This window comes from Phycisphaerae bacterium (genome assembly GCA_019636475.1).
Lineage (GTDB): Bacteria > Planctomycetota > Phycisphaerae > UBA1845 > UTPLA1 > JADJRI01.
In genome coordinates this window covers 177651-194715 of the sequence record JAHBXN010000005.1, presented here as the reverse complement: position 1 = coordinate 194715, position 17065 = coordinate 177651, and the positions used below count along the sequence as shown (strand labels likewise).

The following is a 17065-nucleotide window of genomic DNA, read 5'->3' as shown; positions in this document are numbered from 1 at the left end:
CATTGCTCGGCAGCAGGATGCCGCGGGGGTTTCAAGAAAGTCAATAGTGAGGGTTGCGGCTGCGGCAGACGAACCGGCGAGCAATCGCCGGGTGACCGCGCAATGTACGGGGTTTGTCTCGACGCGAACAGTCGATTTGACAGGATGTCACAACGGAGCGTTTGAGAAGGAAGCTCAAGCTATGACACGCAAGGACACGCGTATTCTGGTATTGGCGGAGGATGGACCGGACACCGCCGAACTCATCTCCAATCTGATCATGAACATCGATGCCGACTTCGCACACGTCGGTTCAATTGAGGAAGCCCGCGAAGCGGCTGACTCCGGCGATTATGACGTCGTGATTGCGATGTCAGAACTTCCGGACGGCAACGGGGTCGAACTGCTTGACCCGGAAGCGGGCCGGATCGACGCGCCTGTCGTACTGATCGACGATGAACTCGCGGCCGATCGGTTGGTTCAGGCCCTGCGAAGCGGCGCCGCCGACGTACTCGCGACGCCGATTGATTACGGCTACCTGGTGGATTCGGTGCGCCGAATCGTGCGGCAGCGTCACATGGGGCGGCAGGAACTCATCCGGACAAAACGTCTGCGGCGGCTGTCGTCGCGGCTTGTCAAGGATCGTCGCGAAATGCGAAAGCGCGTCGATCTGATCTGCAACGATATCGTGACGGCCTATCAGCGGCTGGCGGAGAAGTTCGTCGCCGTGATGGAGCCGGGCGATTCATCGTCCACTGGCGGCGACGAATTCTCCCTTCAAGGCGAAGAGTAACCGCGGTGTCGGTTTCAATGACTCGTCGCACGCCGGCCATACCGCGTTCCTGACTTTTGCGAGTTTCGATCCCCGGGTACACTTCCATCGGCATCGGCCGCTTTGCGTATGCACGCTCTCGCGGCGCGAGGGGATGTGTCCGCACGATGGAACCCGAAACGATCGAGATCAAGGGGGCGCGCGAGCACAATCTGAAGAGCGTGTCGCTCTCGCTTCCGCGCAACGCGCTCATCTGCTTTACCGGCGTCTCGGGCAGCGGCAAAAGCTCGCTGGCGTTTGACACACTCTATGCCGAAGGCCAGCGCCGATACATTGAATCGCTATCGAGCTATGCCCGCCAGTTCATGGGGCAGTTGCAGAAACCGGATTGCGATCTGATCACCGGGCTGTCGCCATCGATTGCCATTCAGCAGAAAACCACCGGTTGGAATCCGCGATCAACCGTCGGAACCGTGACGGCAATCCACGATTTTCTCCGCGTGCTCTATGCGCGTATCGGTGTTCAGCACTGCACCGATTGCGGGCGACCGATTAGCGCGCAGACAGTGGAGCAGATCATCGGCAGCATCTATGCCTATTTCGGCGGGGCCGATTCGGAGGCCGGCCGTCGAATCATGCTGCTGGCTCCAGTGGCGCGCGGGCAGAAGGGTGAGTTTCGCGACTTATTCGACGACCTGGTCCGAGCCGGATTTATACGGGCGCGAGTGGACGGGGAAGTCGTCTCATTGACCGATCAGCTCTCGCTCGAGAAGAACCAGCGCCACGACATCGAGGTTGTCATCGATCGATTGGCACTGAGGGCCGAGTCGCGATCGCGCCTGAGCGAGGCCATTGCAACCGCAATCCGCGTTGGGAAGGGTACGCTGATCGTGGCAGCCATGGATGCGCCTCCGCCGGATTCACGGGGTGCCGGATCAAGCCGCCGTGCGCCGCTCGACGCTGACCGTGGGCCGGAAGCGGCCGGTCGTGGCGACGAGCGAGTCTATTCGTCGAAGTATGCGTGCATCCATTGTGGCATTTCGTTTGAGCCGCCGACCCCGCAGCTTTTCTCCTTTAATTCGCCGGCCGGAATGTGCATGACCTGCGACGGATTGGGTGAGATGTTTGATTTCGATCCGGAGTTGCTCGTTCCGGATCCGTCGCTGAACTTTTTGACGCCGTGCATCGCCCCCATGAAATCGCCTCCGGGGAAATGGCGTCGACATATTTACGAGGGAGTCGCTCGAGCGATCGGGTTCGATCTGAAGACGCCGTGGAAGGATCTGCCCAGGAAGGCGCGCGACGCGCTGCTTTACGGCACGGGTGATCGGCATATCACCTTCGAATGGCGTTGGTCGGGCGGATCGTGGAAGCACGGCGACACCTTCGGCGGCGTCATCGCGGAGCTGCGGGAGAAGCACCGCAAGGCGAAGGCAACCTTCATTCGCGATTATTATGAGAAATTCATGCGCCGCGGCCCATGCACCGCCTGTAACGGTAGCCGGCTCAATCCGCAGGCGGTCGGTGTGCGTCTGGCGGTTTCGTCGGCGGCAAGCGAGAAAGCGGCGAAACCCGCCGCGGGGCCGAACATGGTCGAATTGTGTGCCATGTCGGTGGCGGAAGCATACGGGGCATTGAACCGGCTTTCACTGACGCCGGTTCAAGCTCTCATCGCGGAGGACGTGCTCAAGGAGGTGCGCACCCGATTGGAGTTCCTGCTCAACGTGGGGTTGCATTATCTCGCTCTCGATCGAACTGCGCCGTCGCTGAGCGGAGGCGAGTTGCAGCGCATCCGCCTGGCTGGTCAGATCGGATCCGGCTTGACCGGCGTGCTCTATGTCCTCGATGAACCGTCGATCGGGCTGCATCCGCGAGACAATCGGAAACTGCTCGAAAGTCTCATCCGGCTTCGCGACATGGGCAATACCGTGATCGTTGTTGAGCATGATGAGGAAACAATGCGAGCGGCTGATCACATCGTGGATTTCGGACCGGGCCCCGGCGTACGCGGCGGGGAGGTCGTCGCATCCGGTGTGTATGAAGCGATCGTTGGCAACCCGCGATCACTCACAGGCAAATTCCTTTCCGGCGAGGAATCAATCGCGGTTCCCGCCTCTCGAAGGCCGGTGAAGAGTCGCGGACCGGTCTCGAAGCCCCGCCGGCGCCAAGGCAAGTCAAGCAGATGAATATTTGGGCCGTCTGTCGAATCGCCGGCGGCGTAATCGCATCCGCCCTCGAAACATGCTGACCGAACGATCCCGATTCCCAAACAAACGCCCCGGCACGCGTTGAGCGAACCAGGGCGTTTTGATTTGATCTGCTGCCACGAACAACCGGTGCGGCAGGTCTTATGACCGCTTCCGTCGGTAGCGCGTTCGGATCATTGCGATTCCGATCATCGCGAAAGGCATCATCGCGGCGGCCGGAGCGGCGGGGCACATGGCCTGATCACCACAACCGGGGAATGGTCCGGGGCCGGGGCTGACACCGCCGGATGACGGATCGCATACATCGCCGATTCCGTTTCCGTTGGAGTCTTCCTGCCCCGGATTCGCCTTATCCGGACAGTTGTCGATGCAATCGATGACGCCGTCATTGTCGCGGTCGTCGTCGGGGATGTTGCATCCGCAAATGCCGGGGGCAATCTTGGTCGCGTCGAACGGACATCCGTCCAGTGTGTCGTCGACTCCGTCGCCATCCGTATCCGGCGGGCGAGGCCCGAAGATCACGCAGTCCGGCTCTCCGTCGCCGTCCCGATCCTGATCCGCAATGCCGCAACCGCAGACTCCTGGCTCCTTCTTGCCCGGATCATTCGGGCAATTGTCGCACGCATCGCCAAAGGGATCACTGTCGGCGTTGGCCTGATTTGAATTCGGCGTGTTCGGACAGTTGTCGCATGCATCGCCGATGCCGTCGCCATCGGAATCCGGCTCATTCAGTATGCTCACATGATCCGGGCAGACGTCGCAGACATCACCGATGCCGTCGCCGTCTCGATCACTTTGGTTGGGATTAGGAATGCTCGGACAGTTGTCGCACACATCGGGAACGCCATCGCCGTCCGAATCTCCGCCCTGATCCGGGTTGAAGGTGGTCGGACAGTTGTCGCAGACGTCGCCAACGCCATCTCCGTCGGTATCCAGCTGGTTTGCATTCGGGATCAGCGGACAATTGTCGACCACGTTCGGATGGCCGTCGCCATCGTAGTCTGGATCGCAAATGTCGCCGATGCCGTCGCCGTCGAAGTCCTCCTGGTTGGGATTGGCGTTGAACGGACAATTATCACAGGCGTCGCCAAGCCCGTCCGAATCGCTGTCCAATTGCGATGGATTGGCAATGGCGGGGCAGTTGTCCAACTCGTCGTCTACGTCGTCGCCGTCAGAATCGGGCGGATCGACACAGACTTGTACCGTGGCCGAGCCTGAGATATCGCCTCCGGTCGGACTGGCGCCCGGATTCACCGCCGAGAGTCTGACGGTGAAGCCTGCGGTTTGCGGGCAAGGCTGCTGGAGCAGATAGGTGTGTTGCACCTGCGTGCCTGCCGCAATGTCGCCGTCGCCGAATTCCCACTGGTAGGTGATGTTCGGGTTGTTCAGATTGCCGTTTTCATCGCGGGTCTGGGACGCATCGAACGTCACCCGAAGCGGAACACGCCGTTTCGGATTAAACGTCGGGCTGTTCGGATCATCATCCGGATAGATGACCGTGATCGTGGGCGACAACTGCGGCACGATTGTTCCATTGATCACCTGGATCGGCTTGCTGTAAGCGGTCTTGCCGGTCGTGATGAATGAGAAGCGATCGGGATTGTTGCCGTTGTCGTCGAAGAAGCTGTGAATCCGGTATGGGATATTGGTTCCGATGCCGGGATTCGATACGAGAATCAGAGTGTGATTATCCGGCACGGATTGAATCACCGGGAACGAGGTGTTGCCGTTGACGGTGACTCGAACGCGGTCCGTGGCCTTGAACGTGGTCGCATCGAAGTTCGCATTCAGATCGACCAGTTCGACCTTGCCGGCGGGATTGACGCTGATGGTCGCCACGCCGGTGAGCACATCCGGAAGGATTCGGAATGTCACCTCGCCGTCATCGGAGGTATAGACCTGGCCGGTAACCGCGATGTTCTGCTGGACGCCGGACAGCGAGCCTCGGACTTCCCATGCCTCGGCGCCTGCGACAGTGTCATCAAGACACGTCGTGGTCCAGATTTCGAGCTTCGACGTTTCGAGATTGACGAGCACTTCGCGATTCAGATTCTGCGCGAGGCCCGAGTTCGTCGGGTCGAGCTTGAAATGACCTCGGCCGCGATTGTCAAGATCAGCGCGGACCGCGGAGACATCGGGATCGATGCGACCATCAAGCCCTTCGCCGGGAACAAGTCGAGCGAAGAAGAAGTACTGACCGTCAGCCAGTTGGTTCAGCGGAACGGGGTGCTGCTGTTCAACGTAGCCCGGCGCCTTGATTGCGGGATTGCCGATCAGGCGCGAGGTGCCGTCGGGGCTCACGGTTTCGTAGCCTTCGTCGTTGTTGTCCCAGTAGAACTCGATGCGCGTGCCGCCGTCCTTATCCCACGCCTTGTAGCCGATGAGATAGTTGCCGGACACGACGTTGCCTCCCGGTGGCCGGAGGAATTCAAGCTCGGGAACGACGCGCGGACTCCAGTAGAACGAAACAACTGAGAAGGTCGGATTCGTGACGATATCACGAATCTCGATACCACTGCGAATCTGGCCATACCAGCGAGAATTGGGCGTCGTGTCCTCGGTCCACCGCCTGTTTCCAGTGGTGCCTGGGAACGGATCGCCGCCGTCGCCGGAATTGACGCCGTTTTCAAGCTGTGAAAGTCCGTCGGCCTGCACGATCTGATACGCAAAGTGCGTGCCGATTCGCTGCTGGAGCGGGAACGCTTCGAGGTTGCCGCCGAATCCGCCAAAATTCTGACCGAAGTCGGTGTGCATGATCATGATACCGTCGCTCGGCAATGATCGAGAGAAGTTGATTCGCGGTTGGGTGTACTGGAAGCGAGTCAGCCGCCAGAAATAGAAGCGTTCACCCAGGTTGTTGCGATTTGAGAAGTAGAACACCGAGTCGTCAGGATTGAATGCGAAATCCGTCAGTGTCACGTTGTTGACGCGGAAGGGCTCAATAATCTCGGTGACGTCAGTCGCCCTGATCCATGGCTTGTGTTCCGTTCCGAGAGAGCAGATGCCCTCGCCGAATTCCTTGAGGAACGGCGACGGGTGCACTAGGCCGCCCGCCATGATATCCCAGAAACCAACGGGGCGGTTCTCGATACCGTTGATGTACACGTCATAGTCATACAAGTCGGGATATCCTTCCCAGACGTGCAGCCACTCGTGTGCCATCAATCCAATCGCGAAATCCTCGGTGGCGGCGAATTCGCCGTTCTCGCCGCGCGCATCGAGCGCCGTGGCAAAATCGGAGAAGAAGATTGGAGAAATGGGAGCCGTGTTCGGATCGTCATCCTCGACGATCTGAATCGGCACATCCATACCCGGAGCGGCCAACTGGAACAGGCCGCGACCACCCGGTGCGAGTCCGTCCTGATAGAGGCCGCCCGGAACGAAGACGGTCCCGTGGAGGTAATTAACCGTATTGTTCAGCAGCGACGCGCGACCGGTCGTCGTGTTGATGCGAACCAGGACGCCGCTACCGATCGTCGAGACACCGTACAAGGTGTTTGATGTCGGATCAAATGCCAGACCCTTGATTTCCGGCGTGCCTGTCGTCTGCGTGCCGACGGCCGTTCCGGCGCCGGTCGTCGTGTTGATTCGGATCAACTTGCGTGCGTTGTTGTCGATACCGTAGAGGATGTTCGCATTGGAGTCATACCCCAGGCCCTGTACATCCGTGAATCCGATTGGCCCGATGACGGTCGCAACGCCCGTGTCGATGTCGATTCTCAGAAGCTGATCGGTGGTGGTGTCCGAACCGTAGAGCGTGTTGGTGTTCGGATCGAAATCGAGTCCGTCCACGTTGTCGAAGCCAAGCGGCCCGATCTCCGTGACAACCAGGTTGAAATCGGCGTCAAGCGACAACTCGAGCAGTTTGTCAGTCGCGGTATCCGTCGCGTACCAGACCAGGAGATTGGCGTTGAATGCCAGGCCGTTGACCGACGGGAAACCGTTTCCGACGTTGCCCAGACCGAGGCTCACAGCCGCCGTGCCGGTTCGGAAGCCTGGCAGGAGGTTGATTCGGCTTCCATTCGGCCGAGGCTCCGATGCGGTGAGAAGGTCCGGAATGAAGGAAATGGCAAGGCCTTCATGGGCCGCACAGATGGGGCGAGTCTGCATGATTACTTCGTCCCAGTCCACGCTGCGATCCAGTGCCTCGACCGTATCTTCCACCAGACGGGTCCGGTTGAACGGATAGTCGCTGCCGTCACCGCCGTCGTTCGGCGAGCCGGGGTTCAGATCGATCGCGTAGTTTTCCGTGCCTGCCTTGCGCACTTCACCTTGGTCAAGCAGACCGTCAAGATTGAAGTCGCGCTTCAGGATGTCGACCGGTGTCGTATCCTGACCGTCCTTGCACCACGTCAGCCACTCGATCGTGACCTGATTGCCTGCGTCGTAGCCGTTGGCGCCGTGGATGCCGAACGCGAGCGGACCAGATGCCGGAACGACCTGGTCGCCGCCGGTCGACGCGCCGCTGGGGTTCCCGGTGCCGATGTCCTCTCCGTAGATCGAATTGTTGCGGGTGGAGGTGACTTCACCAAAGGCGAGATCGCCACCGTATCCCACACCGGAGATGCTTCGAGCGTGATAGATCGACGAAGGCAAATCGTCGAATTCGGCGGGACCGTCATAGTAATCGAAGATGCCGTCGTTGTTCGAATCGAGCCGATCCGGGAAGACGGGTACTTGGCCGTTGAAGAGGTCCACGCCGCCCGAGGCACGCGGGTCCACTTCACCGTTGCCGAAACTGAATCGGTCAACGCACAGCGTCAGGTTGTTGTAGCACTCTCGGCATTCATTGCCGGTGTATGTCGGATTCCACTCCTCGGCATCCGGCGTGGTTGGATCGCCGTCCGGGCAGAATTCGGCACCAGGCGGCTGCGCCGCGGCATCCATGCACTGGATAACCGGTGGATCGCCTGCCTCCGGCGGATCCGGACGCATCGTCGGTTCGTTGGGCGCGCCGTCTACACACCGAATGCCGGAGCGGGCGTTGGTCCCGCCGCAATTCGGCTCAAAAAGCCGAAGATCGAACGGGTTGGGCAGAAGACCGATCGAGGGGGACGCGGGATTAAACGGCCGCATGTTCGGAATGTTCGGCGTACCACCGCCACCAGCTGTCGGTTGAGTCGGCGGCCAGGCGGGAGCGGCCGGCGCGGCCGGCGGGTTGACCATGGCGTTGATGTGCTTGTCAGCCCAGTAGTTCTCCCACCAGAGATTGTAATTCCACCGCGGGTATGCCGGGGGGTACAGCGCGCCCGGGCCTGTGCTCGGCTCCGGCGATCGCACGCTGCCCAGGCCGCGGAACATCTGATTCCCGCCTTGCATCTGGAGCTTGTTGTTGCCGACTTCGGTCCATTGATCGGGGCCGTCATACTTGTTATTGCCGAAGCGAGCCATGAAGCCGGTGCCGGTTGTTCCTTCCGGGAAGTTCGGTGTACCCACGTCTCCGGGATAATTTCGGGTGATATAGGCGACCGCCCACTGGCGCGAACCGACCGTGGTCGGATCGCCTTCGTTGGTATTCTTGAAGCTTGGATCCAGCTTGACCCACCGGCCTTCAGGCGTTGTCGCGTCGGGAATGTAAATGCGCAGGAAATCTTCGAATGGCTCCGGATAGTCCCATTCGCCGTCCCCGTCACCCAGTGATCCGTTCAATGGCGCGTTCGCGGGATTTTGCACTTCGCAGACTTCGTCGGCCTGGATGATGCCATCCCGATTGCATACGGGATTCGGATTGCCGGTGGCCCAGCCGTCCATCGTCGATTCGAGGAGGGCGTCGTATCGCCCGTTGTCATTGACATCCGCGAAGCGTTCGCCGGGAGTCCAGCAGGGGGTCTGGCCATCGGGCCAGAAATCGACGAAGCCGGGAGTCCGGCGCGTCTGCCCCGGGGGAAATCCCGGCGTCGCGGTGCCGGGTAGATTGCCGTTGTAGTCGATCAGGATCATCTGATCCTGCGCGTCCGGAACAGCTTCGCCTTCGAATTCATCGTACGTGTCGCCATCGCCACCGTCGAAGCCGTCCGCGTTCTGACCATTAAGGTCCCAGAAAGGAAGATTGAGATTGCTGATCGTGGTCGCGCTATCAGGAACGGTGAAGTCACCGAGCGGCAGAATCGGCCATGGAACCTCGACCCAGCCGAACACATCTCCGCTCACGTTCACGTTGCCGTACGAAATCTCGTTCCAGTATTCGGCAAACGAGTTAATTGTCGGATCGACGCGGTCGAAATATTGGCGAAAGATGGCGGTCGTATTCGGCAGGTCCCCGACCTGAACGTTGGCCGCGCGCATCGACTTGATCGGAGCGGCCAGCATGACCACGAACTTTCGCTCCTGCGCCACGGTCTCAGTGACAAGACTCGCGAAGACGGTGCAAACCGCCATCGCGGCAAACCACTTGGTTCGGTTTGCGTGACTGAGCTTTGCCGAGAACATCATGTTCATTCCTCCGGAGGATTGGCCGCGTCATTCAGGCGGCATTCGTAACGGTATGCGGTCGGCGTGCCGAAGCTCGCCGGTTGTTGCAGGTTCTTAATTTTGCGGTCCCCGTTGCGTCGCGGGGGCCGATTCCTGTTCGGTGGCGAAGTTTCGAGCCGTTAAACTTCGACACGCAAGCGATTCGCCGACTCACGTTTGCGCATTGCTAAGGAAGTTGGGTGTCCACTGTTCGGGTATTACATAAAAAAGGCGAGCAACGCTGCCGGATTGATTCGAGCTGACGAGACCACCTCCCCATTTGATCCAGCGCAGCCAGTCGGCGATCAGCGGGAGATACCCCGCAAGTCGCACTTCTCGTTTCCATTACGGCAATTCGCCGTTCATCCGACCGCACCGTTTCGCGCTCGCAGACAGCCACTGCTGCGCTCATGGTAGGACGTAACTACCTGTCCGGCCACAACGCGAGACGGCGTGCAGACAACACAGTATATCCGGTCATTTTCATGTTTCCTAGCGCCTCAACGTCAGACCCGGCAAAACCTTAAGTGCGATTATCGGGACGCGCGCACGTCGGGGCACCCCCGTTCACGACACGACAGGTAGGGGTAGCACGCCGGCCCGCGGCGGCGGCTGCCGTACTTTCTGGAAGACGTCCGAGTATTGGTCCTCCAGGTATTCACGCTTGGGTCCGCTTCGAATGTGGTCCCATGGTAGAACCTCGTCGAATGATCGTTCGCGGTGGGCATACCAATCGGGGTCCAGACCGGTTTCGTCGAAGGCCCGATCCCAGATTCGCTGGTCGTAGCACTCATCCCAGCCGTCGAACCGCGCACCCAATTCCCACGCTCGAGTGATCGCGGCGCAAAGCCGTCGGTCGCCGCGAGCGAGAACGGCCTCCAGAACAGACCGCTCCGCGTCGTGTGATTTGATCGTGACGAACTTGAAACGTCCCTGACGTGACGCATCGGCCAAGGTTCGCCGGGCCTCGTTGAAGTAGTCCAGACGCGGCTGGGCGGCCCATTGAAACGGCGTGTAGGGCTTGGGAACCAGCCAACTGACGCTGGCATTGATCCATGCGGGCGATTTTTTGAGCCGCTGCCGGGCCTTCGACATGTCAACGGAGATATCATAAATTCCGCGAATGTCCTCCTCGGTCTCGCCCGGAAAACCTGCCATAAAGTAGCATTTGATGCGGCTCCAGCCCGCTTTGTACGCCTCGGTGATGCCGTCGATCAAATTGCCGTCGGTGACTTTCTTGCGAATGGCGGCGCGAAGGCCGTCGCGCGCGGCTTCGACCGCGATGGTCAAACCGCTCTTTCGAACGCTGTTCGCCATCCACGGGATATTCTGGAGCATTTTGTCGACACGCAGCGAGGGCATGGAGATATTTACATGTCGTGACTCGAACCGTTCATTGACCCGCGATGCCAGTTCCTTCAAATTCGGGTAGTCCGCCGTGGAAAGACTGAGCAGGCCCAGTTCGGTGTGACCGGTGGCCCGGAATTGCTGTTCGGCGATTTCAAGAATCTTGTCCACCGAGCGGACGCCGACAGGGCGCTTGGTGTAACCCGCATGACAGAATCGGCAGCGCTGCGGACAGCCTCGCATCACTTCGACAGCCATCCGGTCATGTACGGCCACGACATACGGGACGATCGGTCGGGTGGGAAACGGCGCGTTCTCGAAATCCGGCGTCTGGCACCGCTCGATTTGTTCCGGCAGTCCCGAAATGCGGGGAAAGACCCCGGCGATGGTTCCATCGTCGTGATAACTGAATTCGTAGAGTGACGGAGCATAGACATACGGAAGGGTGCGCGCGAAGTGCTCGATCATGTCGCGGCGTCGCACCCCTTCGGATTTGAGCCGTTTGTACAGGTCAATGATGGCGGCCATCGATGCCTCGCCGTCACCGATGACCACGAGGTCTACAAAGTCCGCGACCGGCTCAGGATTGTCCGCCTGGGGTCCGCCGACGATGACGAGCGGGTGTCGATCATCGCGATCAGCCGAGCGGATCGGAATTCCCGCAAGATCGAGCAAATTCAGCAGGTTGGTGAATCCCATCTCGTACTGGAGCGATACAGCGAGCAAGTCTGCAGTAGAGACAGGTTGCCGGGTGTCCCATGTGAAAAGCGGGATTTTTCGGCGGCGCATCACGGCTTCGGCGTCGATCCAGGGCGCATAAACCCGCTCGGCGCAGACACCGGGGGTGTGGTTACAAAGCCAGTAGATGATCTGGCAACCGAGGTGTGACATGCCGATTGTGTAGGCATCGGGAAATCCGACGGCGACACGGACCGACGCGGCTTGCCAGTCGCCGGACCGCGGTAGCTGGTTCCACTCGCCGCCGATGTACTGAGCCGGCTCCCTGACGTACGGCAGCAGTTCCTCGCTGATTCGTGCTTTGAGTGATGAATCGCTCATGGGTGGGCCAGCCTTGTTGGCGTTGAGGACGCGCGGACGATTCGATTGCAGGGATCGGTCGGCCTCAGGATACCCTGAAACGGTGGAAGTGGCGAGCAGCCTGACATATTCGGTCCCTGATGTGCGGACGTAAGCAAGGAGGGTCTCATGAATGCGTATGTGCAGCGTTCTTCAGTCGATCAGGTGCTGCAGCCCGCAGGTGCCGGTAACCTCCGATGGCCGCGAGGAATTTGGGCCGCCGACGGGTCTGAAGGTGAGACACATAGCGGACTCATACAATAAACGAGCCAGCCGGACTCGTGCGAGGCCGGCTCAGGGGTACGGACACCAGCGTTCGCAGCTCCGGAAAGGCAGCGATTCGGGTTTCCGGTCGTTCGCACGCGTCCGGGTTCAAATCCAAATTGCTGTAATGGCCGGAGTTGCGGGCAAGCCGGCCTTGACCCTTGCCCCATCGGTTGGATAGGATGAGGTTAAGGGGGAATCTGTACCAGCACGCCCACGAGACGCCCGCAGTAGCCGTCCCACCAGACTGACCTTGCGTCGGAGGAAAGATACCGATGATTCGTTCGCTAATCGTTCGCCGATCTTCGGCCATTGTATGTGTTGCGTTGATGGCCATGACCGTCACATTGGGCATGCAATGTCCGCCCGATGAGAGCGCACCACTCAATCCGCCGGTATTACAGGGCAACAAGGCGCCACGTATCCAGATTACAGCGGTCACCACACCCGGCGGCGACCTGACTGCCGAGCAAGGCCAGCTCATCACGATCGACTTCACCGCATCCGACAGCGAGGATCGCGCGATATGCCGCGTTTTCGCTTCGGAGTCCGGCAATCCGACGCCCGCGGAAGAAATTTCGATTCTGAGCAGCTTCCCGGTCGGCCCGGGCGAGGGCAAGGGACGCGCTTTCTGGAGGACCAACACGGTTGTCCCCAGTTCCTACTTCATCTTCGCCGAAGTGGACGACCGCACGCTGAACGCGAACGACAACACCGGCAACGCGCCGGTGCGAGTCTCCTTCACGTCACCGGTTCTGATTGTGCCCGAAGGCATCGGCATTGAGAATGCCGCGCCGATTCTGACGATCGACCTTCCCTCGACCGACGCGGGTCTGAGCAACGGGGACACACTGAGCGTTCGCTACAACGTGAGCGACGCAAACTCCGATACCGACACGATCAGCATCCGCATTCTGTTCGATCGAGATCGCAGCACGTCGAATGACGACACCGATCCGCCGCTGGAAGTCGCGACGGCGAACATCGCGGCCGGCACCGTGCCGCCGGGTGTCATTGCGGTCCAGCAGCAGGACATTCTGATCGACCTGAACGTGCTTCCGATTCGTCTGGAGACAGACGAAGGTCGGCGGCCGCTGCCTTATTTCGTTCGTGTCCAGATCAATGACGGTCAGGGTCACATTGTCGACCGGTACGCCGGCGGCGCCGTTCGTCTGCTGCGTGCCGCGTCGGACGTGATCGACCTCATCAACGTTGGCAGCACGATCGCGGGCGCGACCTGGCAGGGCTTCGACGGCAATCCCGTCAATCCCGCCGGCGGCAGCCGGGCCGGAAGCTCATTTGCTTCGATCGGCGATATCGACGGCGACGGACTCGCGGACTTCGTGATCGGCGCTGAAACCGCTTCGCCTTTCAATCGGCCGGGCGTCGGAGAGGCCTATTTGATCTACGGTCGTGAGCGGCGCATTCCATCAGACTTCGCTGAGATTCTCGGCTATGGTTCAGGTCGTTATGCCGGCGTCTTGTCACTCAACACGGTCGGCTCCTACATTCCCTTCCCCGCAAACGATCCCCGTTTCGAACGGTTCTTCAATATCCGCGGCACCATCATTCCGCAGGAAGCCAATAACGGTCCGACCTCCGGCCTCCAGTCGATCGCCGCATTGCCTGACGTGACCGGCGACGGTCTGCCGGAAATCCTGATCGGCGTTCCGCGAACCAATCGCGTCTTCGACCAGGAAGACACGGATCCGTGCGATACGTGCACATTCGAAGAAGATCGATTCGCGCCGTTTGATTGTCTCTTTGCGCCGCAACTTCGATCCGGGGCGACGGCCATCACAGGCGATGTTGAAGGCGTGGACGTCGTTCAAGGTCTCCAGTGGGCGCCGGTGGACCCGGTGGGTCTGAATCCGCTCTTCGGTCCCAATGTCGTCATCGACGACCTCTCGGACACCCGGATTCTCACGCTGAACTCGTTCTCCGTCGTCGTATCCGGCGAGCGAACGGACGGACAGCCGGGCCAGTTCACGATCGAGATTCTCCTTGAGAATGAAAATGGACCGCGCAAGACCCTGACTGTCACGCCGGATGCCGAAGGCACATTCGCGAATGTGGTGCAGTTCTTCGATGTCGCCAACGTCGCACTGCCGCTGGCAGAGGGCGCGGGCGTGCCGCCTTCAGTCTATGACGGCGAATTCCTCGTCTTCGTGCGGCCGGCGGTCGGTGTGGACTTCGATACCGTCGAAGTTCGCATTGGCGCGACGGTGCTTACGCAAGTTCGCTCGCATCCAATTCGGTTGACCTATTTCGACGGTTTCCCCGGATCTGCGTCGGGCAATCCGAGTTGCGGCAACCTGCAGATTCCGCCGATCGATCCGATCGCCATGGCGGATTTCACGCCCGTTTGTCCGCCGCGAAACCGCACCACCAATCCGCTGACCCAGGCCGGACCGCTCGGCGTTCCCGGTTTCGGAAATCTGGACGGACACCAGTGCAATGAGGCCCAGGTGACGGCCGCGATCGGTGGCGGTGGTGGCGGCAACGGCCTTGTCAATGATGATTTAAGCTCGCTGGACTACGAGACGGGACTCGTATTCGTCAACGCGAGCGACGATCTCGTGATGCGGCTTGCTCAGAATCCGTACGGCTTCCATCTGCGGGATGGCTACCGCGTGGCACTTCAACGGTTCTTCGGTCAGCCGCCGTACATCCGGCAGGGCGGCCTTGGAATGCGCGGCGCGCGTTTCCGCGGGGCATGGTATCAGCCCAACGAGATTTATGATCCGCTGTCACGATTCGGGCATACCATTGACGTGATGCCTGATATCGACACCTTTACAATCGGCGTCGCGACCACCGAGATTCTCATCTCGGCTCCGGACGGCGGCACCCTGGAGAACTTCGGCCCCATCAACCTGACGGCCAACCTGGGCGGCACCTACGATCGCAACGTCGGCAATCCGAATACGCGGTTGTTCGCATCAGCGGATTTCGATCTCGGCGTTGAATTGACGAACGTGATCTCGGCGGCAGTCGTGCTCACCGGCGAAGCGACGAACATCCCGACGTTGCGTGTCGGTCTGAATGACGGAACCGGTCGTCCTCTGTCAAACGTTGGCGCAAATAACCGCAGCCGCGATGTTCTGTTGTGGAGCGGCGCCGGGTTTCCGCCGGACGAGGACTCGCTTCCCACCGTCGAATACGGTGAAACTTACGGCGACAATGTGAATTTCACGGTTCGCGCCGAACTCCCCCGGTCGGTCCTGCCGCAATTGCTGAACGGCGCCGGTTCGATCGCGATCGAACTTGTGTCGGCTACGGATTGCGCGGTTGTCCCGACCAGCGTTCGGATCGATAACGCTTCGCTCCTGCTCACCGGCCTCGTGAAGACCGGCTATGTAACGATTCTGAATGGCGATGACTACACCTGTTCGCAGTGCACCGGGCTGGAAGGCGGCCGATGCACCAATCCTGATCCCGATGCCGATCCGGAAGGCGGCGAAAATCGGCCGATGTCGTGGCCGTCTTATGGTTGCGACGAACCGAGTCAGTCTCGCGTATCTTGCTTCCACGGCGATGTAGCTCGGCTGCTCGGCGAAGCAAGCGAGGACGCATTCGGCTTTGCTCGATACGCGGGAGATCTGAATCTCGATGGCGTCGCGGACATCGCCTGTGGCGCCCCGGGCAGCAGCAACGATCCGTTCTCACCTGATTTGTTCTGCGGGGCCGAGCCGAATCCGCTGACAAGAAACGGAAAGGCATACATTATTTACGGAACGCCGACGCTCGGCAGCGGCCGGCCTTGCGACATACCGGAACGCTTCGAGGTGCGCGGCACCCACAACGATGACCAGTTCGGTCGAAGTCAAGGAAATGCGGGCGACATGAACGGCGATGGCTTCCCGGATGTCTTCATCGGGGCCGAGGGGTACGACGCATTCGCGTCCGATGTCGGCAGCCTTGGGAACTTCGGCACCGACGTGGGTTTTGTCGGCGTTTTGTTCGGCCGAACCTACGGCAATGCAACGCGGTCGATTCGAGCCGAACAGATTGGCACGGCAAACTTCCCCGGCGTGAAATTCATCGGTGGCGTGCAAGGCGCACGACTCGGCGGTGGCAACAAGTCGGCTGATGCCAATGCATCGGTCTTCAGCCCTGGCCAGCGTGGCCAGTATGGAGTGTCTTCCGCCGGCGATTACAACGGCGACGGCCTCGAAGACCTGCTGATCGCGGCCCCCGGTCAGCCTTGGCCCGCCGCCAAGATTGAATTCGAAGGACCAGTGACTGATGGCGAATTCGTGTCAATCAACGGGCTCCAGTTTGAGTTCGACCTGAACGGCAGCGTCAACACCGGCCGAATCGCGGTGAAGATCGCTTCGACGGATGCGCTGGCTGCGCAGCGAGCGCTGCTGAACGCCATGAACATTCTGTCGGCGGAAACGCTGGGTGTCAGTTCACTCCAATCTCAGAATCAGTTCCCGGCTCCGTTGCCGGATACACCGACGATTAATTTCGTCCGGCGGACTTACACACCGTTCTCGGGGTGGGTGACATCGAGCGGGCCGTCCGGCGGCTCGACCAGCATCAAGACGACCGAGAGCATCCGGCAGGGTGTGACCTATCTCGTCTTCGGCGATCGGAGTTTGCTCAACAACAAGACCTTTGTTCTGCCGGACGACTTGAACCGGCGCAACAACCAGGGTCTTCGCGTCCTCAAGGGAATCGTGTTCGTCTCGGGATACGAGAAGGACACCGGCGCGAACGATCCGACGCCCGATGAGGCGCCGGTGACGACGGTCGCCGGTCTGGGTGACATCGATGGTGATGGATTTATCGACATCATCCTCGGGGCGCCGGAAGCCGACTTCATCAACATCATCGCTCCGAACGAGCGACGGCAGGCGTCGGGCGAGGCCTACTTGATCTACGGCAACAACTTCGGACTGAACCTGCCGACGACGCCCTGATCGGCGTTCGGCTGACAATTTGTCATGAAAATCAAGCGGGG

The 17065-nt window shown here is 60.2% G+C and carries 5 protein-coding genes; 3 read left to right on the top strand and 2 right to left on the bottom strand.

Annotated features, from left to right (window positions below; genetic code table 11):
* The first annotated feature begins 181 nt into the window (after nucleotides 1-181).
* Nucleotides 182-772, top strand: a complete 591-nt coding sequence (locus tag KF841_09960; GenBank protein ID MBX3395679.1) for a response regulator — start codon at nucleotides 182-184, stop codon at nucleotides 770-772.
* Nucleotides 773-918: 146 nt separating this feature from the next.
* The gene (gene uvrA, locus KF841_09955) at nucleotides 919-2937 is read left to right on the top strand and encodes an excinuclease ABC subunit UvrA (protein MBX3395678.1); all 2019 of its coding nucleotides are present in this window, start codon (nucleotides 919-921) and stop codon (nucleotides 2935-2937) included.
* Between the two features lie 162 nt (nucleotides 2938-3099).
* On the opposite strand, the gene KF841_09950 is transcribed toward uvrA, so the two are convergent.
* Nucleotides 3100-9390 (bottom strand): thrombospondin type 3 repeat-containing protein, encoded by a 6291-nt coding sequence (locus KF841_09950; GenBank protein MBX3395677.1) that lies wholly within the window; start codon nucleotides 9388-9390, stop codon nucleotides 3100-3102.
* Nucleotides 9391-9975: 585 nt separating this feature from the next.
* On the bottom strand, nucleotides 9976-11814 hold the full coding sequence (locus KF841_09945) for a TIGR03960 family B12-binding radical SAM protein (protein ID MBX3395676.1): 1839 nt from the start codon (nucleotides 11812-11814) through the stop codon (nucleotides 9976-9978).
* Nucleotides 11815-12371: 557 nt separating this feature from the next.
* Here KF841_09945 and KF841_09940 point away from each other — a divergent pair.
* Nucleotides 12372-17024 (top strand): FG-GAP repeat protein, encoded by a 4653-nt coding sequence (locus KF841_09940; GenBank protein ID MBX3395675.1) that lies wholly within the window; start codon nucleotides 12372-12374, stop codon nucleotides 17022-17024.
* Nucleotides 17025-17065: the final 41 nt, after the last annotated feature.

Excerpts from the sequence above, each read along its gene's own strand:
- KF841_09960 (MBX3395679.1), top strand. The coding sequence starts at position 182 with ATGACACGCAAGGACACGCGTATTCTGGTATTGGCGGAGGATGGACCG.
- uvrA (MBX3395678.1), top strand. The coding sequence starts at position 919 with ATGGAACCCGAAACGATCGAGATCAAGGGGGCGCGCGAGCACAATCTG.
- KF841_09950 (MBX3395677.1), bottom strand. The coding sequence starts at position 9,390 with ATGATGTTCTCGGCAAAGCTCAGTCACGCAAACCGAACCAAGTGGTTT.
- KF841_09945 (MBX3395676.1), bottom strand. The coding sequence starts at position 11,814 with ATGAGCGATTCATCACTCAAAGCACGAATCAGCGAGGAACTGCTGCCG.
- KF841_09940 (MBX3395675.1), top strand. The coding sequence starts at position 12,372 with ATGATTCGTTCGCTAATCGTTCGCCGATCTTCGGCCATTGTATGTGTT.